The organism is Bacillus sp. Hm123 (assembly GCF_051842975.2).
In the GTDB taxonomy this organism is placed as follows: domain Bacteria; phylum Bacillota; class Bacilli; order Bacillales; family Domibacillaceae; genus Bacillus_CE.
Genome location: NZ_CM200277.1, coordinates 1,427,131 through 1,450,010 on the forward strand (window position 1 = coordinate 1,427,131; position 22,880 = coordinate 1,450,010).

The 22,880-nt window shown below is 40.9% G+C and carries 21 protein-coding genes and 1 pseudogene; 20 read left to right on the plus strand and 2 right to left on the minus strand.

The annotated features are described in order from the left end of the window. Nucleotides 1–19: 19 nt before the first annotated feature. Entirely contained in the window at nt 20–778 is a 759-nt protein-coding gene (locus tag ACSVDJ_RS07405; RefSeq protein ID WP_439169142.1) for a polyphosphate kinase 2 family protein, read from the minus strand. A 237-nt stretch (nt 779–1,015) separates the two neighbouring features. Between ACSVDJ_RS07405 and ACSVDJ_RS07410 the strand changes: the two are divergent. From ACSVDJ_RS07410 to ACSVDJ_RS07490, 17 genes and pseudogenes are all read left to right on the plus strand, one after another. After that, nucleotides 1,016–1,847, plus strand: a pseudogene (locus tag ACSVDJ_RS07410) (MIP/aquaporin family protein). A 20-nt stretch (nt 1,848–1,867) separates the two neighbouring features. Continuing rightward, nucleotides 1,868–3,361, plus strand: coding sequence for a glycerol kinase GlpK (gene glpK / locus ACSVDJ_RS07415; protein WP_439169141.1), 1,494 nt, complete (start codon nt 1,868–1,870; stop codon nt 3,359–3,361). 137 nt (nt 3,362–3,498) lie between these two features. Then, nucleotides 3,499–5,151, plus strand: coding sequence for a glycerol-3-phosphate dehydrogenase/oxidase (locus ACSVDJ_RS07420; protein WP_439169140.1), 1,653 nt, complete (start codon nt 3,499–3,501; stop codon nt 5,149–5,151). 166 nt (nt 5,152–5,317) lie between these two features. Then, a complete protein-coding gene (miaA, locus tag ACSVDJ_RS07425; RefSeq protein ID WP_439169138.1) occupies nt 5,318–6,262 on the plus strand; it encodes a tRNA (adenosine(37)-N6)-dimethylallyltransferase MiaA in 945 nt (314 codons plus the stop codon). 39 nt (nt 6,263–6,301) lie between these two features. Continuing rightward, nucleotides 6,302–6,535, plus strand: coding sequence for an RNA chaperone Hfq (gene hfq, locus ACSVDJ_RS07430; protein WP_094835547.1), 234 nt, complete (start codon nt 6,302–6,304; stop codon nt 6,533–6,535). A gap of 95 nt (nt 6,536–6,630) precedes the next feature. Beyond that, on the plus strand, nt 6,631–7,956 hold the full coding sequence (locus tag ACSVDJ_RS07435; protein ID WP_439169137.1) for an alanine/glycine:cation symporter family protein: 1,326 nt from the start codon (nt 6,631–6,633) through the stop codon (nt 7,954–7,956). A gap of 140 nt (nt 7,957–8,096) precedes the next feature. Further along, nucleotides 8,097–9,032, plus strand: coding sequence for a stage V sporulation protein K (spoVK, locus tag ACSVDJ_RS07440; RefSeq protein WP_439169135.1), 936 nt, complete (start codon nt 8,097–8,099; stop codon nt 9,030–9,032). 189 nt (nt 9,033–9,221) lie between these two features. After that, the gene (locus tag ACSVDJ_RS07445) at nt 9,222–9,857 is read left to right on the plus strand and encodes a TetR/AcrR family transcriptional regulator (protein WP_439169134.1); all 636 of its coding nucleotides are present in this window, start codon (nt 9,222–9,224) and stop codon (nt 9,855–9,857) included. Between the two features lie 78 nt (nt 9,858–9,935). Further along, nucleotides 9,936–11,078, plus strand: a complete 1,143-nt coding sequence (locus tag ACSVDJ_RS07450; protein ID WP_439169133.1) for an acyl-CoA dehydrogenase — start codon at nt 9,936–9,938, stop codon at nt 11,076–11,078. Nucleotides 11,079–11,101: 23 nt separating this feature from the next. Continuing rightward, on the plus strand, nt 11,102–12,736 hold the full coding sequence (locus ACSVDJ_RS07455) for an AMP-binding protein (RefSeq protein WP_439169131.1): 1,635 nt from the start codon (nt 11,102–11,104) through the stop codon (nt 12,734–12,736). A 17-nt stretch (nt 12,737–12,753) separates the two neighbouring features. Then, entirely contained in the window at nt 12,754–14,112 is a 1,359-nt protein-coding gene (locus ACSVDJ_RS07460; RefSeq protein WP_439169130.1) for an acetyl-CoA carboxylase biotin carboxylase subunit, read from the plus strand. A 13-nt stretch (nt 14,113–14,125) separates the two neighbouring features. After that, a complete protein-coding gene (locus ACSVDJ_RS07465) occupies nt 14,126–14,338 on the plus strand; it encodes an acetyl-CoA carboxylase biotin carboxyl carrier protein subunit (RefSeq protein ID WP_439169129.1) in 213 nt (70 codons plus the stop codon). A 12-nt stretch (nt 14,339–14,350) separates the two neighbouring features. Beyond that, on the plus strand, nt 14,351–15,250 hold the full coding sequence (locus tag ACSVDJ_RS07470) for a hydroxymethylglutaryl-CoA lyase (protein WP_439169127.1): 900 nt from the start codon (nt 14,351–14,353) through the stop codon (nt 15,248–15,250). Nucleotides 15,251–15,264: 14 nt separating this feature from the next. Next, on the plus strand, nt 15,265–16,047 hold the full coding sequence (locus ACSVDJ_RS07475) for an enoyl-CoA hydratase (protein WP_439169125.1): 783 nt from the start codon (nt 15,265–15,267) through the stop codon (nt 16,045–16,047). Nucleotides 16,048–16,074: 27 nt separating this feature from the next. Continuing rightward, nucleotides 16,075–17,598, plus strand: coding sequence for an acyl-CoA carboxylase subunit beta (locus tag ACSVDJ_RS07480; RefSeq protein WP_439169310.1), 1,524 nt, complete (start codon nt 16,075–16,077; stop codon nt 17,596–17,598). 18 nt (nt 17,599–17,616) lie between these two features. Beyond that, the gene (locus ACSVDJ_RS07485; RefSeq protein WP_439169124.1) at nt 17,617–18,306 is read left to right on the plus strand and encodes a CoA transferase subunit A; all 690 of its coding nucleotides are present in this window, start codon (nt 17,617–17,619) and stop codon (nt 18,304–18,306) included. 12 nt (nt 18,307–18,318) lie between these two features. Continuing rightward, nucleotides 18,319–18,972 (plus strand): CoA transferase subunit B, encoded by a 654-nt coding sequence (locus ACSVDJ_RS07490; protein WP_439169123.1) that lies wholly within the window; start codon nt 18,319–18,321, stop codon nt 18,970–18,972. 46 nt (nt 18,973–19,018) lie between these two features. Here the strand turns inward: ACSVDJ_RS07490 and ACSVDJ_RS07495 are convergent, their stop codons facing one another. After that, complete coding sequence (locus tag ACSVDJ_RS07495; protein ID WP_439169309.1) at nt 19,019–19,621, minus strand: trimeric intracellular cation channel family protein; 603 nt, start codon at nt 19,619–19,621, stop codon at nt 19,019–19,021. A 155-nt stretch (nt 19,622–19,776) separates the two neighbouring features. Between ACSVDJ_RS07495 and hflX the strand changes: the two genes are divergently transcribed. The 3 genes from hflX (at nt 19,777) to ACSVDJ_RS07510 (ending at nt 22,876) form a co-directional block, all read left to right on the plus strand. After that, nucleotides 19,777–21,057, plus strand: coding sequence for a GTPase HflX (hflX, locus tag ACSVDJ_RS07500; RefSeq protein ID WP_439169122.1), 1,281 nt, complete (start codon nt 19,777–19,779; stop codon nt 21,055–21,057). Nucleotides 21,058–21,068: 11 nt separating this feature from the next. Then, complete coding sequence (locus ACSVDJ_RS07505) at nt 21,069–22,331, plus strand: methionine gamma-lyase family protein (protein ID WP_439169120.1); 1,263 nt, start codon at nt 21,069–21,071, stop codon at nt 22,329–22,331. 140 nt (nt 22,332–22,471) lie between these two features. Beyond that, nucleotides 22,472–22,876, plus strand: coding sequence for a MerR family transcriptional regulator (locus ACSVDJ_RS07510; RefSeq protein WP_439169119.1), 405 nt, complete (start codon nt 22,472–22,474; stop codon nt 22,874–22,876). Nucleotides 22,877–22,880: the final 4 nt, after the last annotated feature.

Below are 22,880 nucleotides of genomic sequence, written 5' to 3' on the forward strand. Positions count from 1 at the left end.
CAGGCTTATTAGCAGTTAATTATTCAAATAATGAGTAGTCTGGTAGTTTAATACCTCTAGCGGTTAAATTATTTTCGATATCTTCGACGATTTGCTTTGCGACAGCGACTCTTGCATATTTTTTATCATTACCAGGGATGATATGCCATGGCGCCGATTCGACACCTGTTTTTTCAAACATGTCTTCAGCCGCTTTTTCATACTCCTCCCATTTTTCACGATTACGCCAATCTTCATCGGTAATCTTCCAGCGCTTCAGCGGGTTTTGTTGTCTTTCAGCAAAGCGGTTCGCTTGTTCATCCTTACTAATATGGATCCAAAACTTCGATACAATATAACGGTCATCTGTTAATTCTTGTTCAAAATGATTGATTTCTTCGTAAGCTCTTTTCCATTCGGCTTTTGTCGCAAAGCCTTCGATTCTTTCTACTAGGACTCTTCCATACCATGAGCGGTCGAAAATCGCAATTTGCCCATACTGAGGAAGTTTTCTCCAAAAGCGTTGCAAATAGTGGTAGCGCAGTTCGTGCGGAGCAGGTGCAGCAATAGGGTGTACTTGAAGACCACGAGGATCTAGTTTTTCAGTAGCGCGCTTAATTGCTCCGCCTTTCCCAGCCGCATCCCAGCCTTCCATGACAAGGATTAAGCCAATCTTTTCTTTGAAAATTAGCTGTTGTAAGCTTAATAAACGTTGCTGATATCGCTTTAACTGCTCTTTGTATTCCTTCTTATTTTCTATCTTTTTTGTTAAATCTACTGCAGTAAAATATGTATTCATCTATCTTCTCTCCTTCTTTAATCATAGGAATATTATAACATTCTCAAAAGAGAAGTTCAAAAAAGTCCTTTTTTGTTAAAAAAATGTTGACAACGCTTTCAATGCAATTTAATATAAAGCCAAGTTAATAATTTGTGAGAGAGAACATTGAGAATCACAACTGAATCCTGCAATTGGGGAGAGTTGTGTTTTTTTGTTCTCTTTTTTTTCATTTCATTGAAAAGGGGAGGTATTGCCATGACTCCATTTATGGGGGAATTTATTGGAACGGCTCTATTAATTATTTTAGGAGCTGGGGTTAACGCGAGCGTTAACTTAAAGAAATCGTATGCTTTCGGTTCAGGTTGGATTGTGATTGCTTGGGGATGGGGTCTTGCTGTAGCGATGGCTGTTTATGCTGTTGGCCAGTTCAGCGGAGCTCATTTGAATCCCGCTGTTACGATTGGTCTCGCGTTTACAGGAGACTTTGCTTGGAGTGATGTCCCATCATACATTTTAGCGCAAATGATTGGAGCAATCATTGGAGCGATGATTGTTTATCTGCATTTCTTACCTCATTGGAAAGCAACAGATGATCCGGGAGTGAAGCTTGAAGCTTGGTGTGTTTGCGACAGGTCCAGCGATCAAGCATTCATTTTCAAATTTAATGAGTGAAATCATTGGAACGTTTATTTTAGTCGTTGGTATTTTATCGATTGGAGCAAATGAGTTTACGGAAGGCTTAAATCCCTTTATTGTAGGATTATTAATTGTAGCCATTGGTTTATCCCTCGGTGGAACGACAGGTTATGCGATTAATCCGGCGAGAGATCTCGGCCCACGAATTGCTCATTTTTTATTACCGATTCCAGGGAAAGGCCCATCAAACTGGGGGTATTCATGGATTCCTGTGTTAGGACCTGCTTTAGGAGGCTCATTAGGAGGGCTTTTCTATAAAGGAGCTTTTCAAGGGGAGTTTGGTCTCGCTTTTTGGGTTGTATGTTCGGTAATTGCCATTATTTTATTAGCGGCTTTGCTGTTAGATAAGGAAAAACAGGTAGGAGCAAGCCAACTCGATGTGAGTAAATAAACATAAATGGAGGGGTTATAATGGAAAAATATATTTTGTCTTTAGATCAAGGAACAACGAGTTCAAGAGCGATTCTTTTTAATAAACAAGGGGAAATTGTTCATGCTGCTCAAAAGGAGTTCACGCAGCATTTTCCGCATCCAGGCTGGGTGGAGCATAATGCCAACGAAATTTGGGGAACGATCCTTGCTTGTATGGCGACTGTGCTTTCTGAAAATGGAGTGAGCCCTGAACAAATCGCTGGAATCGGCATTACGAATCAGCGTGAAACAACACTCGTTTGGGAGAAAGAGACGGGGCGCCCGATTTACAACGCAATCGTGTGGCAATCTCGCCAAACGGCAGAAATTTGCGAAGAATTGAAAGCTCAAGGGCATGATTCTTTATTCCGTGAGAAAACGGGATTGTTGATTGACGCTTACTTCTCCGGTACGAAAGTTAAATGGATTTTGGACAATGTAGAAGGAGCACGAGAGAAAGCGGAAAGAGGAGAACTTCTTTTTGGTACGATCGATACGTGGTTGATTTGGAAATTGTCTGGAGGGAAAGCTCACGTCACAGATTATTCCAATGCGTCACGAACATTAATGTACAACATTCATAATTTACAATGGGATGATGAAATTCTCAACATTTTAAACATTCCAAAAGCGATGCTTCCAGAAGTGAGACCTTCTTCTGAAGTGTATAGCTTAACAGCTCCACATCATTTCTTCGGTCATGAAGTTCCGATTGCAGGAGCAGCTGGAGATCAGCAAGCGGCATTGTTTGGACAAGCTTGTTATGAAGAAGGAATGGCGAAAAATACGTATGGAACAGGCTGTTTCATGTTAATGAATACAGGTGAAAAAGCGGTAGCTTCGCAAAATGGCTTGTTAACGACTATTGCGTGGGGCATTGATGGAAAAGTAGAGTATGCACTAGAAGGAAGTATCTTTGTCGCAGGCTCGGCGATTCAATGGCTTCGAGATGGGATGAGAATGATTAAGCAATCTCCTGATAGTGAAGAGTATGCGAAAAAGGTCGAGTCAACGGAAGGAGTCTATGTCGTCCCTGCCTTTGTTGGACTTGGAACGCCTTATTGGGATAGTGAAGTACGTGGTTCCGTGTTCGGATTGACGAGAGGAACAACGAAAGAACATTTTATTCGTGCGACGCTTGAGTCATTAGCTTACCAAACGAAAGATGTGCTCGATGCGATGGAAATAGATTCGGGCATTTCTTTAAAAGCGCTTCGTGTCGATGGGGGAGCGGTGAAAAACGATTTCTTAATGCAATTCCAAAGTGATATTTTGCAAGTACCGGTCGATCGCCCAATTATTAATGAAACGACAGCGCTTGGTGCAGCTTATTTAGCCGGATTAGCTGTCGGCTTCTGGAAGGATCGCAGTGAAATTTCTGCTCAATGGAAGATCGAGGAGAAATTCCAGCCGGATATGGAGTTAAGCCAACGAGATCGCCTCTATCATGGCTGGAAAAAAGCGATTGAAGCAACTTTAGCTTTTAAAATATAAATAAGTATAGTATAATAGAGACAAGTTAATAAATTGTCTAGAGAATGAGAGAGACCTGTCTTCATAGCATCTGTTTTGCTATGTTTCGATAGGTCTCTTTTTGCGTTTTTATCGTCAAATAATGGAGGGAAATCATCATGAATTTTTCAAATGTACAGAGAAAAGAAATGTTGCATCATTTACAATCAACAACCTATGATTTAGTGGTGATCGGTGGAGGGATTACAGGTTCAGGGATCGCGTTAGATGCGGCGACACGCGGCATGAAAGTAGCGGTAGTGGAAATGCAAGATTTTGCAGCTGGGACATCTAGTCGCTCAACGAAGCTCGTGCATGGTGGTCTTCGTTATTTAAAACAATTTGAAGTGAAAATGGTAGCTGAAGTCGGAAAAGAGCGAGCGGTTGTGTACGAAAATGGCCCGCATGTGACGACGCCAGAATGGATGTTGCTTCCATTACATAAGGGAGGCACGTTCGGCAAATTTTCAACGGGTATTGGTTTGCGAGTGTATGACTTTTTAGCAGGAGTAAAGAAGTCAGAAAGAAGAACGATGTTATCAACTAATGAAACATTAAATAAAGAGCCGCTAGTGAAAAAGGATGGGCTAGTAGGTGGCGGCTATTATGTAGAATATCGCACGGATGATGCGCGACTCACGATTGAGGTCATGAAAAAAGCGGTAGCGGAAGGCGCGCTTGCCATCAACTATATGAAAGCGGAAGACTTCATTTACGATCAGAAGAAAATCGTTGGGATTCAAGCGAAAGATTTATTGACAGGCGAAATGATCGACATTCATGCGAAGAAAGTTGTCAATGCGGCAGGACCGTGGGTAGATGCGGTTCGGAAAAAAGACTACTCGACTAATAATAAAAACTTACGATTAACAAAAGGTGTGCATATTGTCATTGATCAGTCGAAGTTTCCGCTTCGTCAAGCGGTCTACTTCGATACGCCAGATGGTCGAATGATTTTTGCGATTCCGCGTGACGGCAAAGCGTATGTAGGCACAACAGATACGTTTTTTGATAAAGATACGACTAGTCCTAAAATGTTAGCTGAGGATAGAGACTACATTTTACAGGCGATCCGTTACATGTTCCCAGAAGTAAAAGTAGAAGCAAGTGATGTAGAGTCCAGTTGGGCAGGAGTTCGCCCTCTTATTTATGAAGAAGGGAAAGATCCTTCTGAAATTTCCCGTAAAGATGAGATTTGGGAAGGAGATAGCGGACTCATCACGATTGCTGGTGGGAAGCTAACAGGATATCGTAAAATGGCGGAAATGGTCGTTGATCTAGTGGCTCGACAATTAACAGCGGAAGCAGGGAAATCCTTCAAAGCTGTTCAAACGCTCCATATGCCGATTTCAGGAGGAGACGTGGGCGGTGCTAGTAATTTTGAATTTTTCATTCATAAAAAAGAAAATGAAGCAATTTCCTTTGGTTTAACGAAAGAACAAGGAAGAAAATTAGCTCAAATGTACGGCTCTAACGTAGATGAATTGTTCAAGATTGCCGCTACTAACGAGCAACAAGCATTGCCGACAGATATTTATGCCCAAATTGTGTATGCAATCAAGCATGAGATGGTCGCGAAACCAGTAGACTTTTTCATTCGTCGTACGGGTGCTGTGTTCTTCAATATTGAATGGGCGAAAACATATAAAAAGGACATCATTCAACTAATGGCGGAATGGCTTAGTTGGGATGAACAAACAGCGGCTCGTTATGAAACAGAGTTAGATCAAGAAATTAAAGATGCTGAGACACCTGTAGAAGTACAACCATAATGACGTAAATAAAAAGAACGATCGAATGGAGTGAGTGATACTTTATTTTTGGATCGTTCTTTTTGATGTTTAGAAGTGAAAAAAGTGGTGAGAATGAATTATTATCCTCAACAAGTATCCAAACATATGATACGATAAGAAAAAAGCATAAAAGGCAGTGAAGAGATTGCAACATCGAGAAAAATTGATCGTGCTGATCGGTCCAACGGCCGTTGGCAAGACCGCTCTCAGCATCGAGTTAGCCCACCGCTTTAATGGAGAAATTATTAGTGGGGACTCCATGCAAATCTATCGTGGAATGGATATTGGTACCGCCAAGATTAAAGAAGCTGAAATGGAAGGGATTCCTCACCATTTGTTAAATATTAAAGATCCAGACGAATCTTTTTCAACGGCTGAGTTTCAAACGATTGTGCGAGAGAAAATTGCAGATATTTCATCAAAGGACAAGCTGCCAATGATCGTTGGAGGAACGGGTCTTTATATACAATCGGTTATTTATGATTACCATTTTTCTGATAAAGGAAAGGACGATCAGCTTCGCTTAGATTTGGAGAAGGAAGCGGACAGTCGTGGTAAACAAGCGCTGTATGACGAGTTATTATCAGTCGATCCGGAGGCCGCTAGTCATATTCATCCTAATAATGTTCGGCGGGTCATTCGCGCGCTGGAAATTTATCGGACAACCGGGAAGAAAATGTCGGAGTATCAGGCCGAACAACAGCCAGATCTTTTATACGATATCGTCATTATCGGCTTAACGATAGATCGAGCGCTTTTATACGAGCGAATTAATGATAGAATTGATCAAATGATGGATGAAGGCTTGCTTGAAGAAGTCAAAGGCTTGTGGGATAAAGGGATTAGAGAAGGACAAGCGGTTCAAGCGATCGGTTATAAAGAGCTATTTAGCTACTTTCGCAATGAAGTAACGTTGGAAGAAGCCATCGAGCAGTTGAAGCAAAATTCAAGACGATATGCGAAGCGTCAATTAACTTGGTTTCGCAATAAAATGAATGTCCATTGGTTTGATCTGTCGGAAGAGGAAAGCAGATCAAAAAAAATTAACGAAATTTCGGATTTCATAGCAGGAAAGCTGCATTTGAAATAGAATTATACTAAAGTATAGATAGAAAGAGGAGGATTGAACATGAAACAAGGCATCAATATCCAAGATCAAATATTAAACCAATTAAGAAAAGACGCTACAATGGTGACCGTATTTTTGTTAAATGGATTTCAATTGCGTGGGTATATAAAGGGCTTTGATAATTTTACGGTATTATTTGAATCAGATGGTAAGCAACAATTAGTGTATAAGCATGCGATTTCTACTTTTGCTCCTCAAAGAAACGTACAAATTTCTTTAGATGATCAAGAATAAACAAATAGAGGCGTGTACATTTACTATGTACACGTTTTTTATTTGGTCAAAATCATGTAAAATAGATAGACAACTATGGTAAGGAGCAGATTACATTGGATTTGTTTAAAGCAGTATCAGTTATTAATGAATTTTTATGGGGATGGGTATTAATCATCTCTCTACTCGGAACAGGCGTCTATTATACGATCAAATTGAATTTCATTCAGCTGACGCAAATTTCCCGTGCGTTTAAAGTCGTGTTTAAAAAAAATACGAAGAATGAAAAAGGGATTTCCTCGTTTCAAGCTCTATCAACGGCAGTAGCTGGACAAGTAGGAACAGGAAACCTTGCTGGTGTGGCAACCGCGATTGCAGCCGGTGGTCCGGGAGCGATCTTTTGGATGTGGGTGAGTTCCTTTTTAGGAATGGCGACGATCTTTGCTGAAGCCGTGCTTTCCCAAAAATATCGTGAAGAACGAAATGGAGAGTACCTCGGTGGTCCGGCTTATTATTTAGATAAGGGAGTCGGCAGCAAAAAACTGGCGGTCTTATTCGCTATTTTTATCATATTGGCATTGGGTTTTATTGGGAACATGGTGCAATCGAATTCCATTGCGGCAGGATTTAAAGATGTGTTACCGATCCCATCTATTTATATTGGGATTATTGTCGCTTTGTTCGTTGGTTTCGTTTTATTCGGCGGAATTAAAAGAATAGCTGCTTTTGCCGAGAAAACGGTACCTATTATGGCGCTCCTATACATTATCGGGAGCATTATTCTACTATTTCAATTTAAACATGAAATTATCCCAGTGTTTGAACTGATCTTTAAATCGGCCTTTCAATTAGAGGCAGCAGGTGGCGGAGTGCTTGGAGCGACGATTAAGGAAGCGATCCGTTACGGGGTAGCAAGAGGGCTGTTTTCTAACGAAGCTGGGATGGGGTCCACTCCTCATGCTCATGCGGCAGCGAATGTTCGTCATCCAGCAGAGCAAGGTTTAGTAGCAATTTTAGGAGTACTCATTGACACGATCATTATTTGTACAGTTACAGCGTTAGTGATTTTAGCTTCGGGTGCTTATCAAACAGGAGAAACAGGCGTTGCTTTAACGCAACAAAGCTTTATCACCAGCTTCGGTACGACTGGACAAGTATTTATTGCGATTTGTTTATTGTTTTTCGCTTTCACAACGATTCTTGGCTGGGCGTATTTCGGAGAACTAAATATCAAATACTTGTGGAAAGATAAAGGTGTCGTACCTTATCGGGTGATCGTATTATTATTTATTGTGATTGGATCAGCCATTCACCAAGTGGACTTAGTTTGGGAGTTGGCCGACTTTTTCAATGGTCTAATGATTATTCCGAACTTAATTGCCCTATGGTATTTGCGCAAAACCGTTCAACAATCCTTATTAGAGTATAGAAAGCTATATTAATGAAAAGACAGCTTCGGCTGTCTTTTATGTATGGTTTGCATTTTTCATGAATAGAATGGGGAGAGGGAAGTTATTTCTCGGGAAAGCGCAAATTATGACGTATTTCGACGGATTACGTCAAAGTGTATGGGGTGGTCAAGATGAAGCAGCCAATACGAATGAAAGAGAACGGGCAAATTAAGGTTGTGCTGCATACAAAAAACGATCGTATCGAACAACAACCAACGCGCCAAGAAAAACCGTTTGAATGGTCGAATTCTCATGAACATGCCGTCTTAAAAAGTATTGAAAATGAATTGGATGCCTTAATAGGGCTTGATGAGTTGAAGAAAATGATTAGAGAAATATATGCCTGGATTTATATTAATAGAAAAAGGGAAGCGAGCGGCTTAAAGTCTGGAAGCCAAGTGCTTCATATGATGTTTAAAGGCAATCCAGGTACAGGAAAAACAACAGTCGCTCGCATTATTGGCCGCTTGTTTTTCGAAATGAAAGTGCTATCTAAAGGTCATTTAATTGAAGCGGAACGAGCGGATTTAGTAGGTGAATATATCGGGCATACGGCACAGAAAACAAGAGATTTAATCAAAAAGGCAATGGGAGGCATTTTATTTATCGATGAAGCTTATTCGTTAGGAAGAGGTGGAGAGAAAGATTTTGGGAAAGAGGCGATTGATACGCTTGTGAAGCATATGGAGGATAAACAAAATGATTTCATTCTCATTTTAGCTGGTTATCCAAAAGAAATGGATCATTTTTTCACCTTAAACCCAGGATTAGAATCTCGTTTCCCATTTGTCTTTCCATTTCCTGATTATGAGCCGGATCAACTGATGGAAATTGCCGAGAAAATGACAGCAGAAAAACAATATCAATTAAGTCCCGAAGCCAAAATCAAAATGCGAGAACACTTTATGTTTATTAAAGAAAAAAAACCGTCTTCTTTTTCAAACGGAAGGTACGTCCGAAATTTGATAGAAAAAGCGGTACGCTCACAAGCCGTACGATTACTAAAAGAAAGCAATTATCATTACCAGGACCTCATGTTAATTCGTTCTTGTGATATTAGCTATTGATTAGTGAAAAAGGTCTGGCTTCATCCGTTCTATCGGTACGGTCAGACCTTTTATGTTCTGAAAGAAAAATAAATAGATAGATAGTAGGATAAAAGTATAGGCTTAATCACTTATTATTTTTTATTTTCTGATAAATAGTTTGTCAGTAATATGACGACTATGGTAATATACAGTTAAAGGATGGTCTTTATGCCAAAAAAAACTTTGAAACAAAGAATTGTTGATACTTCTCTCGTCATGTTTGAGAAGCATGGGTATCATGGAGTAACAGTAGATCAAATTGTGGAAGAATGTGGAACATCGAAAGGGGGATTTTATCACAATTTCAAATCGAAAGATGAATTGTTGTATCACATTCATGATGTTTTTATTTCTTATGTGTTAGATCGAGCGAAAGAAGCATATGATAATTACAACACGCCTGTTTCTAGGTTATGTGCAATCATTATGTCTTTTACGAAAGTATTTGATCTTTATAAGCCACATATCACTGTTTTCTATCAAGAGAGTACGTATTTAAAAGGGGATTTTGAACAACAGATTAACGAAAAACGCGATGCATATCGCCAAGTGATTTTGCAAGTGATCCGAGAAGGGCAAGAAAGCGGCGATTTTCGTACCGAAGTGTCTGCAGAAATATCGACGATGGCGATCATCGGTATGGTGAATTGGACATATAAATGGTTTAAGAAAGACGGAAAGTTAACAATGGAGCAAATTGGGGAAATGTTTAACGATTTACTGATTCATGCTTTAATGACAGAACAAGGAATGAATGATCCAAATATTAAAAAATACTTACTTAAAAGTCAGCCGGTGAATTGAAGCTGGCTATTCATTCGACAAAAAAAGACCGACTAGTCTGTACGATTTTTCATTGTGAAAAACAAAGGGGGAGCAATTATGAACTTTGAATTAACGAAAGAACAACAAATGTTAAAAGAAATGGTGAAGGACTTTGCTGAAAAGGAAATTAAGCCTCATGCTCAACATTTGGATGAAACATCAGAATTTCGCTATGAAACATTTCAAAAAATGGCTGAGCTTGGATTGCTAGGTATTCCATTTCCTGAAGAATATGGTGGAGTAGGCGGAGATACTATATCATACGCAATTGCTGTCGAAGAGATTGGTAAAGCTTGTGGCGGAACAGGTTTAAGTTACGCAGCAGCTATTAGTCTTGGAGCGAGCCCAATCTATTATTTTGGAACGGAAGAACAAAAGCAGGAATGGCTCGTACCGATGGCGAAAGGAGAAACATTAGGTTCTTTCGGATTAACGGAGCCTAACGCTGGTTCAGATGCTGGCGGAACTAGAACGAAAGCGGTTCTAGAGGGGGATGAATACGTCATTAATGGCGAAAAGTGTTGGATTACGAACGCTGGTTACGCTCGTCAAATTATTGTAACAGCGGTTACAGGCAAGAGAGAAGATGGGAAAAACATCGTATCTGCTGTCATCGTTCCGACGGATACACCAGGAGTTACGATCTCTTGTAATTATGACAAAATGGGGGTTCGAGGGTCCAATACTTGTGAAATTGTTTTGGAAAATGTCCGTGTGCCAAAGGAAAACTTATTAGGTGATAGCAAAAAGGGATTTAGCCAATTTTTGTTTACACTAGATGGCGGTCGTATTTCCATTGCAGCTCTTGCGGTAGGTATTGCTCAAGCAGCTTTTGAGAAAGCGTTGCAATATTCAAAAGAAAGAGTGCAGTTTGGCCAATCAATCTCTAAATTTCAAGCGATTCAATTTAAGCTTGCTGATATGGCTACTGAAATTGAACTAGCTCGTACGCTTGTACATAAGGCAGCTTGGTTGAAAGATCAAGGAAAACCGTTTGGTAAGGAAGCAGCGATGGCTAAGCTTTTTGCCTCAGAAACTAGCTTCCGTGCAAGTAATCAAGCGATTCAAATTCATGGCGGATATGGCTACATGCGTGAATATGACGTTGAAAGATATTTGCGTGATGCTAAACTGCTTGAAATCGGAGAAGGCACTTCGGAAATTCAACGATTAGTCATTGCTCGTCACCTAGGCTGCTAATTGAAAAGAGGGGGAAGGATGTTATGGCGGAATTGATTCACCAAACTGTAGGGGAATTATTGACTGAAAGAGCAAAACAACTTCCACACCATGAAGCGCTTGTGTACTCTGATCGTAATCTGCGCTATACGTACAGTGAATTTGATGAGTTGTGTAAAAAAGTAGCAAAAGGATTAATGGCTCTTGGTATTGAAAAAGGAGAGCATATGGCTATTTGGGCGACGAATGTGCCTGAATGGGTGACACTTCAGTTTGCTACAGGCAAAATGGGGGCTGTTCTTGTCACTGTGAATACGAACTATCGAACAGCAGAGCTTGAGTATTTACTCAATCAATCCGAGAGTAATACATTAATTTTAATTGAAGAATATCGTGGGAATTCTTATGTGGATACCATTTATGAACTTTGTCCAGAGCTTCATACTTGTGAACCTGGAAAGCTACAATCGAAGCGGTTACCATTGTTGAAAAACGTCGTCATTTTAAGTGAGCAAGAGTACAACGGTGCTTTTAATTGGACAGATATTTTAAATATGGCTGATCAAGTAAGTGAGGGTGAGTTGGACGAACGAACGAAATCTCTTGATCCTCATGACGTCATTAACATGCAGTATACGTCAGGAACGACAGGTTTTCCTAAGGGAGTCATGCTGACGCATAGCAATTTAATTAATAACGCCTTTAATATTGCTAGTTGTATGGAGTTAACGAAAGAGGATCGTCTTTGTATTCCTGTGCCGTTTTTCCATTGCTTCGGCTGTGTAATCGGGACGCTTGCCTGTGTGACGGTAGGGGCGACGATGGTTCCTGTTCAAGAGTTTGATCCAGAAGTTGTTTTGCGAACAGTAGAGCAAGAAAATTGTACCGCACTTCACGGGGTGCCAACGATGTTTATTGCTGAGTTGAATCATCCGAATTTTCAAAATTACAACTTATCTCATCTGCGAACAGGAGTCATGGCTGGTTCCAACTGTCCGGTAGAAGTTATGAAATCAGTGATGGATCAAATGAATATGACACAGATTACTATTTGTTATGGACAAACGGAATCTTCACCAGTGATCACACAAACACGTGTGAATGACCCAGTTGAGCTTCGAGTAGAAACAGTTGGTCGTGCGCTTTCGGATGTCGAAGTAAAGATTGTTGACCCAACGACCAATCAAGCAGTTGCTCCGATGGTACAAGGAGAATTGTGCACGAGAGGCTACCATGTAATGAAAGGCTATTATAATAATCCTGATGCTACTTATGAGGCCATTGATGAGGAAGGTTGGCTTCATACGGGAGATTTGGCAGTCATGGATGAAACGGGATACGTTCGAATTACTGGCCGTTTAAAAGATATGATTATTCGTGGAGGAGAAAACATTTATCCACGTGAAATAGAAGAATTTTTATACACACACCCAAAAGTTCTTGATGCACAAGTTATTGGTGTTCCTGATATGAAGTATGGTGAAGAAGTGATGGCGTGGATCATTTTGAAAGAAGGCGAAGCAGCGGATGCGGATGAGATTAAAGAATATTTCAAAGGAAAGATCTCGCGCTACAAAATTCCAAAGCATATTGTGTTTACGAAAGAATATCCAATGACAGCATCAGGGAAAATCCAAAAGTTTAAGCTGCGAGAAGAATCACTTAGCTTATTATCGTAGGGGAAGGGGCGGTTTAGATGTTTTCAAAAATTATTATTGCTAATCGTGGTGAAATTGCACTTCGAGTGATTCGTACTTGTCAAAAGCTTGGCATTCAAACGGTGGCTGTTTATTCAGAAGCAGACGCAGACTCTTTATTTGTTCGACAAGCAGATGAAGCGTTTTGCATCGGAAAGCCCCCGGTTAATCAAAGTTACTTAAATGCTGATGAAATCATTCGTGTAGCGAAAGAAAGTGGAGCGGAAGCTGTTCATCCTGGCTATGGACTACTTTCTGAAAACGCCACATTTGCAACAAAATGCATCGAAGAGGGTTTGACTTTTATCGGTCCCTCACCAAAGATTATCGCTTCTATGGGAAGCAAAATCGAAGCTCGTAAAACGATGAAAGAAGCAGGTGTTCCGATCATTGAAGGTGTAGACGTTCCGCTTGAAAACGAAGAGGAGGCAAAAACGGCAGCAGAAAGAATTGGCTATCCGTTAATGTTAAAGGCTTCTGCAGGCGGAGGCGGGATTGGTATGCAACTGATTCATTCTCCAGATGAGCTTGGGAAAGCGTTTGAAGGCAACAAAAAGCGTGCTGAATCTTTCTTCGGTGACGGAGCGATGTTTTTAGAGAAGTATATACAAGAGCCTCATCATATTGAAGTGCAAATTCTCGCTGATTCACATGGACATATTATTCCTTTATGGGAAAGAGAATGTTCAATTCAACGACGAAATCAAAAAGTAGTTGAAGAAGCGCCGTCTCCGTTTATTAGCGAAGAAACGCGTGAGAAAATGCTAGATGCTGCCGTTAAAGCGGCTGAGCATATTGGCTATACAAATGCTGGAACGATTGAGTTTTTAGTAGATAAAGAACAGAACTTTTATTTCCTTGAGATGAATACAAGATTGCAAGTGGAGCATCCAGTAACAGAAGAAATCACCGGCTTAGACCTTGTTGAAGAGCAATTGAAGGTGGCAGCTGGAGAAAAGCTTTCTCTTACTAGGGAAGAGGTAAAGCGAAAAGGTCATGCGATTGAAGTACGAATTTATGCGGAGGACCCAAAAACCTTCTTTCCTTCTCCAGGAAAAATTACGACTTTTAAGCTTCCAGAAGGGGAAGGGATTCGTAATGAATGTGCCATCGAACAAGGTTCACAAGTTACACCGTTTTATGACCCAATGATCGGCAAATTAATCGCTTGGGGTGAAACGCGGCAAGAAGCTTGTGAACGTTTAAAGCAGGCGCTTGAAGACTATGTGATCGAAGGGATCAAAACAAATATTCCGATGCTCATTCAAACGATCAGTCATGAGCAATTTTTAACGGGATATACAACAACTCAATTTGTGAATGAATATTATTTGCCAGAGTTAACATCAGCAAAATAAGGGGGAGTTTTATATGACAACAATCCAGGCAAGTATGGCAGGGAATGTATGGAAAGTATTAGTGAGCGAAGGCGATGAGGTAAAAGTTGGGCAGGATGTCGTTATTTTAGAATCAATGAAAATGGAGATTCCGATCGCTGCTGAAGAAGATGGAAAGGTTCAGAAAGTTCACATCCAAGAAGGAGATTTCGTGAACGAGGCAGACGGACTAGTCGATATTGAATAGGAGGCGGATCATTTGAAACTGCCGAACAAAGTAACGATCAAAGAGGTTGGACCGCGTGATGGGCTTCAAAATGAACCCCATCACGTGAGTACAGAAAATAAAGTTGCATGGCTGAATCAATTGTCAGAAAGTGGTCTTTCTTATATTGAAGTCACTTCTTTCGTTCATCCGAAATGGATTCCGCAGCTGGCAGATGCTTCTGACATATTATCGGCTATTAAGAGAAAATCTAGTGTTACATATGCGGCGTTAGTTCCTAATATGAAAGGACTAGAAGCCGCCCTGAAAGTTGAAGTGGATGAAGTCAGTGTATTTATGTCGGCGAGCGAATCTCATAATAAAAATAATATTAACAAAACTATTGATGAAACGTTTCCTGTGCTAGAAGAAGTCGTCAATGAAGCGAAGGCAGCAGGAAAAACGGTTCGTGGCTACTTATCGACTGTTATTGCTTGTCCTTATGAAGGTTTGGTGAATCCAGACCAAGTCGTTAAGGTAGCGGATCGACTATTTTCAATGGGGATCGATGAATTATCTCTAGGCGACACTATTGGAGTGGGAGTACCAACTCAAGTTGAAAGATTACTAGAAACGATGTTGCCTATTTTTCCAGCAGAGAAATTAGCGATGCACTTTCATGATACGCGTGGAACGGCTTTAGCCAATGTTCTTAAATCGTTAGAGATGGGGATTACGACATTTGATAGTGCGCTAGGTGGGCTTGGTGGTTGCCCATACGCTAAAGGTGCTTCTGGAAATGTAGCGACAGAAGATCTTCTCTATATGCTTAATGGAATGAACATTGAAACAGGAGTGAACATGGAAGCGCTATTACGTGCTGGACAGTTATTAGAAAACATATTAATGCGTCCGCTTAATAGTAAACAAATGGATATTTGCAGAAAATCGTGAAAGGGGTGAGCCGTTTGGGTGAAACGATTGGATTTGAAAAAAGAGACGACGGAATTGCGATCGTTACGTTGAATCGACCAAATGCAGCCAATGCCTTGTCTAAGCAGCTTTTATACGATCTACATGATACTTTGCATCAAATTAAGCATGATCGTGATGTTCGTGCCGTCATCATCACAGGTGTGGGAGAAAAGGCATTTTGTGCTGGTGCTGACTTAAAAGAACGAAAAGGTATGTCCGATTCAGAAGTGAAACAAACGGTTGCTCTAATTGGGTCGACGGTGAGTGAAGTCGAAGCGTTACCGCAGCCGGTCATTGCTGCTATGAATGGCGTCGCTTTTGGTGGAGGCCTGGAATTAGCATTAGCTTGTGATGTTCGTGTTGTGTCAAAGGATGCGAAGCTAGGGTTAACCGAAACGTCACTCGCGATTATTCCTGGAGCAGGTGGTACTCAAAGGTTGCCAAGATTAATTGGTCTTGGGAAAGCAAAAGAACTGATCTTTACGGCGAAGCGTCTCACAGCTGACCAAGCTGAGCAAATTGGATTAGTGGAATATGCTGTACAATCAGCCGATGTGATGGAATGGTCGTTAAACTTAGCGAAACAAATGGTCAAAAATGCCCCACTTGCTTTAATCCAAGCGAAAACGGCGATCAATAACGGTATGCAAGTGGGACTTGCGACTGGACTAGAAATCGAAAAGCTTGCTTATAACTCGTTAATACCTACGGAGGATCGTTTGGAAGGGCTGCGAGCTTTTGCTGAAAAACGTCCACCAGTATATCAAGGAAAGTGAGGAGAAGCAGTGATGAATGAAACAGAAATGAAAACACCTTATGAGGAAAGAAAAGAATCCGTCTTAAAAGGTGGATTAGAGAAATACCATGAGAAAAATAAAGAGCAAGGCAAATTATTTGTTCGTGATCGTCTTCGGTTATTGTTTGATGATGATCTGCAAGTAGAAGATGGCATGTTTGCCAATGTCATGGCCGGCGACTTGCCAGCAGATGGTGTAGTAACAGGTATCGGTAAGATCAACGGTCGTACCGTTTGCGTCATGGCTAATGATTCAACCGTGAAAGCGGGATCATGGGGCAAGCGTACAGTAGAAAAGATCATTCGTATTCAAGAGACAGCTGAAAAGCTTCGTTGCCCAATGCTGTATCTTGTCGATTCAGCGGGTGCGCGTATTACTGATCAAATTGAAATGTTCCCAGGAAGACGAGGAGCAGGCCGAATCTTTTATAATCAAGTGAAAATGTCTGGAAAAGTTCCTCAAGTCTGTTTATTGTTCGGTCCATCCGCCGCTGGAGGCGCTTATATCCCGGCCTTTTGTGATATCGTTGTTATGGTGGAAGGAAATGCGTCAATGTACTTAGGGTCTCCACGGATGGCTGAAATGGTCATCGGAGAAAAGGTTACACTTGAACAAATGGGCGGTGCAAAAATGCATTGTTCGGTTTCTGGCTGTGGAGACGTATTAGCCAAAACAGAAGAAGAAGCGATTGAGTATGCTCGTAAATATTTAGCTTATTTCCCAGAAAATTATACACAAAAGCCAGTTCCGGCTTCACCGAAAGCTCCCGCGGCTTTTGAAAAGACCATTGAAGAGCTTATTCCCAAAAATCAAAATGCGCCTTTCGATATGTATCAGCTGATTGATCGCTTAATTGATGAAGATAGTTTTTGTGAAATCAAGAAATTATTTGCGTCCGAACTGATTACAGGATTAGGCCGAATCAATGGTCAGCCGGTCGGCATTATTGCCAATCAACCACGTGTAAAAGGTGGCGTATTATTCCATGATTCTGCCGATAAAGCAGCTAAATTTATTAGTTTATGTGATGCTTTCCATATTCCATTATTGTTCCTTGCCGACGTCCCAGGATTTATGATCGGTACGAATGTGGAAAAAGCGGGGATCATCCGTCACGGAGCAAAAATGATCTTTGCGATGAGTGAAGCAACAGTGCCTAAAATGACCGTTGTTGTTAGAAAAGCATACGGTGCCGGACTTTACGCAATGGCGGGTCCAGCCTTTGAGCCGGATTGCTGTATTGCGTTGCCGACTGCACAAATTGCCGTCATGGGTCCAGAGGCAGCGGTGAACGCCGTATATGCGAATAAGATTGCGGCTCTTCCGGAAGAAGAACGTGCGGCCTTTATTAATGAAAAACGTGAAGAGTATAGAAAAGACATTGATATTTATCATTTGGCATCAGAATTGATCATTGATGATATCGTCGAACCGAATCAGCTTCGAGATGAGCTATCTGTTAGATTAGAAGCTTACATGTCGAAATATTTAAACTTTACTGATCGCAAGCATGGGGTCAACCCAGTATAAGAAAAGGGGGGATAAGGCGTGAAGAAAATCTACACAGATGCGAATGAAGCGGTTTCTGAAATTAAAGATGGAATGACGTTAATGGTTGGTGGTTTTGGATTATGCGGCATTCCTGAACACTTAATTCAAGCTCTTGCTCGTTCAGGAGCCAAGGATTTAACGGTAATTTCTAATAACTGTGGTGTTGATGATTGGGGGCTTGGACTGCTGTTAAGAAATAAGCAGATTAAGAAAATCATCGGCTCCTACGTTGGAGAAAATAAAGAGTTTGAACGGCAAATGCTTGCAGGTGAAATTGAAGTCGTATTAACACCGCAAGGAACTTTAGCGGAAAAAATACGTGCCGGTGGAGCGGGCATTCCAGCATTTTTCACTCCAGCTGGTGTTGGAACACCGATCGCTGAAGGGAAAGAAGTGCGCGAGTTTAATGGAAAAGAATATTTACTAGAAGAAGCTTTAGTGGCGGATGTAAGCTTAGTCCGCGCTTATAAAGCTGATCGCATGGGAAACCTTATTTATAATAAAACAGCTCGTAACTTTAATCCGATGATTGCCGCAGCTGGTAAGGTGACGATTGCGGAAGTGGAGGGAATTGTGGAAACAGGTGATCTAGATCCTGATTCGATTCATACTCCTGGTGTTTATGTCCAAGCGCTTATTCAAGGAGAGCAAGAAAAACGAATTGAAAAAAGAACCGTTCGTACGTAAGGAGGGGCAAACATGAACAGTAGAGAAAAAATTGCAAGGCGTGCCGAAAAAGAAATTGAAGATGGCAACTATGTAAATTTAGGGATCGGGATACCAACTCTTGTCGCTAACTATATTTCTGATGATAAACAAGTCGTTTTGCAATCAGAAAATGGTCTGCTGGGTATTGGCCCTTATCCTGAAGAAGGACAGATAGATCCCGATTTAATTAACGCCGGTAAAGAAACAGTAACGGCGATACCAGGGTCATCATTTTTTGATAGTGCTGAATCCTTTGCGATGATTCGTGGCGGACATATTGATGTAGCCATTCTTGGTGGGATGGAAGTCTCTCAAACTGGCGATCTAGCTAACTGGATGATTCCGGGCAAAATGGTCAAAGGAATGGGTGGTGCGATGGATCTTGTTCATGGTGCAAGGAAGATTATTGTCATTATGGATCATGTCAATAAGCATGGGGAATCTAAAATCCTTAAAAAATGTACACTTCCGCTTACCGGAAAAGGTGTCGTTCAACGCATCATTACCGACCGTGCCGTTATGGACGTAGAAGGATCGCATTTGAAGTTAGTCGAAGTGGCTAGCGGTTACTCAGTTGAGGATATTTTAAACTGTACAGAAGCAGAAATATCCGTGGCTAGTGATGTTATATTAAATGCCTACTAAAAATAAATGTAAACAGTAAAAAAAAGAGGGGATTCCCCTCTTTTTTTTACTGGCGAATAGCTCTTGTGGGCAGCTTCCATTGAAACTTATAAGACGCTACGCGCAGACAAGTGATGAAAATAAACAATGTAATTAAGCTAGCTGGAGAATTTGTCACGTTTAATCCGATGAAAACACCAGCTAAAGCAGCCCATACACCATATATTTCATTATGTAATAGCGCTGGATTTCGTCTTGCTAATATGTCACGGACGAGCCCGCCTCCACTTCCAGTTAACACCGCCGCAACAATAACGGCACTTAGCGGATGAGACATATTAGCTGCGTATAAAGCCCCTTGAATGGCAAAAGCAGATAAGCCAATTGCATCAAAGAAATTACCCCAAATATGCCAATGTTTTAATAAATTGTTAGGAAATAAGATCACAGCTGTAATGGATAATAAAGCGACTTGAAAAAAGTCTCCTTGCTCCCAGAGAGCGGATACAGGTATGTCAATTAATAAATTACGAATAGCTCCTCCGCCAAAAGCGGTGATCATCCCTAGTATATATACCCCAAATAAATCATATTTCTCTTCCATCGCTACAATCGCTCCCGAAATAGCAAACGCAATCGTACCGATAATAGTGAAAACATCCCATGTCATCCCCATTGTCTAGCTCCTTTACACGGAAGTGATTTTACTAATAATTCATTATATTATGAATATGGATTAAATGCTAGTTCTTATCAAACGGCTTTTCTTTTTCTCTGCATAGTTTTTTGATGGTATTTTTGTTAAGATGAAGGATAGAACATTTGATGAAAGTAGGAAAATCATTGAAAAAAAATGAACTAGAAAAAGTGATCCTTGTCGGCTGTCAGCTAAATAATAGCGATGACATTCATTTTTTTTACTCCATGGATGAATTAGAGTCGCTGACAGGAACAGCTCAAGGGAAACCGGTTGCTACATTGACACAAAAAAGAGAGCGGATTCACCCGAGTACATATATAGGAAAAGGCAAGGTGGAGGAGCTTCATCGATTAGAAGAGGAGTTTGAGCCGGACTTAATTATTTTTAATGACGAATTATCTCCTAGCCAAATTCGGAATTTATCTGCCCAATTAGATGCGCGCGTTATCGACCGGACACAATTAATTCTCGATATTTTTGCGAGACGAGCCCGTTCAAAAGAAGGGAAGCTACAAGTGGAATTAGCTCAACTTCAATATTTGCTTCCGAGGCTTGTAGGTCAAGGGATTGCACTTTCGCGCTTAGGTGGAGGGATTGGGACAAGGGGTCCTGGTGAAACAAAATTGGAAACCGATCGTCGGCATATTCGAAGACGGATTGATGAAATTAAACGACAGTTAAAGATTATCGTTGAGCATCGAGAACGATATCGAGGTCGTCGCAAGAAAAACAAAACGTTTCAAATCGCTCTAGTAGGATACACAAATGCGGGTAAATCGACGCTGTTTAATCGATTAACTGCCGCTGATTCTTTAGAGGAAAATCAATTGTTTGCTACGCTTGATCCGATGACGAGGAAGTTTATTTTACCGAGTGGCTATCAAGTGATATTAACGGATACGGTCGGGTTTATTCAAGATTTGCCGACGACTTTAGTGGCGGCGTTTCGTTCAACTTTAGAGGAAGTAAGAGAAGCGGATTTGCTTCTTCATGTCGTTGATAGTTCTAACCCTGACTATACACAACATCAAACAACAGTAAGAGAGTTGTTGAAACAATTAGAGATGGATCATTTGCCGGAATTAACGGTATATAACAAAAAGGATATGGTTCATCCAGAATTTGTCCCTTCTTCGCACGCGAAGCATTTATTGATCAGTGCTTTAAGCCTTCAAGATCAAGAGGAATTGAAGAAGCAAATAGAAGAAGTGGTCAAACAGCAAATGAGTATGTACTACGCTCGCATCCCTTCTTATGAAGGAAAGCTGTTGGCTCAGTTAAAAACGGAGACCGTGTTAGAGGAGACAAGCTTTGAGGAAGAGGACCAAAAATACGTAGTAAAAGGTTATTCGTTTGTTGATCATCCGATTTTTGGAGAGATCCGTCAATACACATTACACAATTAAGGGAGAGTATTATGTTTGACTTATTAAAGCATGGACAGCAAATACAACCAATGGTAGAGGAGGTAGAACGTCAAGTTCGTGAGGTTCATTACGCCATTGAACAGCAGGCGGAAAGCAATCAGTTCCGTGTGCTACGAAGCTTTCAAAATCACCAAGTGAGCGACTTTCATTTCACGCCTTCTACAGGCTATGGGTATGATGACACAGGTAGAGATACGCTTGAAAACATCTATGCGGAAGTGTTTGGTGGGGAAAGTGCTCTTGTTAGACCACAAATCATTTCGGGTACTCATGCAATTTCAATTGCGTTGTTCGGTGTATTAAGACCCGGAGATGAACTGCTTTATATTACGGGAAATCCATATGACACACTTGAGGAAATTGTCGGCATTCGCGGGAATGGAAATGGCTCGTTGAAAGAATTTGGCATCAGTTATAACAGTGTACCGCTATTAGATGATGGCTACCCGAATTATGACGCGATTAAAGCGGCCATCCAACCAAATACAAAAATGATCGGCATTCAGCGTTCGAAAGGGTATGCCGTTCGTCCTTCCTTTACGATCGATGAAATAGCAGAGATGATTCGTTTTGTGAAAGAAATAAACCCGGAAATCATCGTGTTTGTCGATAACTGTTACGGTGAATTCACCGAGGATCGTGAGCCTTGTCATGTCGGCGCCGACTTAATCGCAGGTTCTTTAATTAAAAATCCAGGCGGCGGCTTAGCGAAAACAGGCGGTTATCTGGTGGGGAAAAAAGAAGCGGTAGAAAGCTGCTCATATCGCATGACCTCCCCGGGGATTGGAGCGGAAGCGGGGGCAAGTCTGTATAGTTTGCAGGAAATGTATCAAGGTTTCTTTTTAGCTCCTCACATCGTGGCACAAAGCTTAAAAGGGGCAGTGTTTACAGCTGCTATGCTTGAAAAGCTCGGGATGAAGACGATGCCGAAATGGAATGCAAAAAGAACAGACTTAATTCAAGCGGTAGAGTTTCATGATCGTGATAAAATGGTTGCGTTTTGCCAAGCGATTCAATTTGCTTCGCCTATCAATTCTCATGTCACACCTTATCCGAGCTACATGCCCGGGTATGAAGATGACGTCATTATGGCAGCTGGTGCCTTTGTACAAGGTGCGAGTATTGAATTATCGGCGGATGGGCCATTGCGTCCTCCGTATGCAGCTTATGTACAAGGTGGATTAACGTACGCTCATGTAAAAATAGCTATATGCAGTGCGATCGATCATTTAATGGAGAAAAACTTAATATAGTCCATCAGTAGGCTAACCTCAACAGATGTGTTTTGAGGTTAGCTTTTTTTAAAAAGTTCATGTAAGAAAACCTAACATCTGTTTGACAACTAATATAACATCATATATAATTTTCAACAGAAAGAGAAAGGGGGATCAAGATGAGTAGTCATATTAGGCGTTCGATGCCGCTTTTTCCAATAGGGACAGTGATGAAATTGACAGATTTGTCCGCTAGGCAAATTCGCTATTATGAAGAACATCAATTGATTCAACCAGAACGAACAGATGGGAATCGTCGTCTCTTTTCTTTGTATGATATTGATCGCTTATTAGAGATTAAAGATTTAATTGACGAAGGGATTAATATGGCAGGAATAAAGAAAATTCTGCTAGATGAAAAACAGTTTGAACCACATCAGGATTCAAAAGAGCAAGGAGAAGAGCAGAAAAAGAATTTCACAGATGAGGAGCTAAGAAAATTGTTGCGTAAAGAGTTAATTAATGCGGGACGTTTTCATCGAAATGGACATCCTTATAGTGAGAGGAATCGCTTTTTTCATTAATCTT

What these genes read in the sequence shown, in the direction of transcription:
- ACSVDJ_RS07405 (WP_439169142.1), bottom strand. Translation starts at nt 778, where the DNA reads ATGAATACATATTTTACTGCAGTAGATTTAACAAAAAAGATAGAAAAT.
- glpK (WP_439169141.1), top strand. Translation starts at nt 1,868, where the DNA reads ATGGAAAAATATATTTTGTCTTTAGATCAAGGAACAACGAGTTCAAGA.
- ACSVDJ_RS07420 (WP_439169140.1), top strand. Translation starts at nt 3,499, where the DNA reads ATGAATTTTTCAAATGTACAGAGAAAAGAAATGTTGCATCATTTACAA.
- hfq (WP_094835547.1), top strand. Translation starts at nt 6,302, where the DNA reads ATGAAACAAGGCATCAATATCCAAGATCAAATATTAAACCAATTAAGA.
- spoVK (WP_439169135.1), top strand. Translation starts at nt 8,097, where the DNA reads ATGAAGCAGCCAATACGAATGAAAGAGAACGGGCAAATTAAGGTTGTG.
- ACSVDJ_RS07445 (WP_439169134.1), top strand. Translation starts at nt 9,222, where the DNA reads ATGCCAAAAAAAACTTTGAAACAAAGAATTGTTGATACTTCTCTCGTC.
- ACSVDJ_RS07450 (WP_439169133.1), top strand. Translation starts at nt 9,936, where the DNA reads ATGAACTTTGAATTAACGAAAGAACAACAAATGTTAAAAGAAATGGTG.
- ACSVDJ_RS07455 (WP_439169131.1), top strand. Translation starts at nt 11,102, where the DNA reads ATGGCGGAATTGATTCACCAAACTGTAGGGGAATTATTGACTGAAAGA.
- ACSVDJ_RS07460 (WP_439169130.1), top strand. Translation starts at nt 12,754, where the DNA reads ATGTTTTCAAAAATTATTATTGCTAATCGTGGTGAAATTGCACTTCGA.
- ACSVDJ_RS07465 (WP_439169129.1), top strand. Translation starts at nt 14,126, where the DNA reads ATGACAACAATCCAGGCAAGTATGGCAGGGAATGTATGGAAAGTATTA.
- ACSVDJ_RS07480 (WP_439169310.1), top strand. Translation starts at nt 16,075, where the DNA reads ATGAAAACACCTTATGAGGAAAGAAAAGAATCCGTCTTAAAAGGTGGA.
- ACSVDJ_RS07490 (WP_439169123.1), top strand. Translation starts at nt 18,319, where the DNA reads ATGAACAGTAGAGAAAAAATTGCAAGGCGTGCCGAAAAAGAAATTGAA.
- ACSVDJ_RS07495 (WP_439169309.1), bottom strand. Translation starts at nt 19,621, where the DNA reads ATGACATGGGATGTTTTCACTATTATCGGTACGATTGCGTTTGCTATT.
- hflX (WP_439169122.1), top strand. Translation starts at nt 19,777, where the DNA reads ATGAAAGTAGGAAAATCATTGAAAAAAAATGAACTAGAAAAAGTGATC.
- ACSVDJ_RS07505 (WP_439169120.1), top strand. Translation starts at nt 21,069, where the DNA reads ATGTTTGACTTATTAAAGCATGGACAGCAAATACAACCAATGGTAGAG.
- ACSVDJ_RS07510 (WP_439169119.1), top strand. Translation starts at nt 22,472, where the DNA reads ATGAGTAGTCATATTAGGCGTTCGATGCCGCTTTTTCCAATAGGGACA.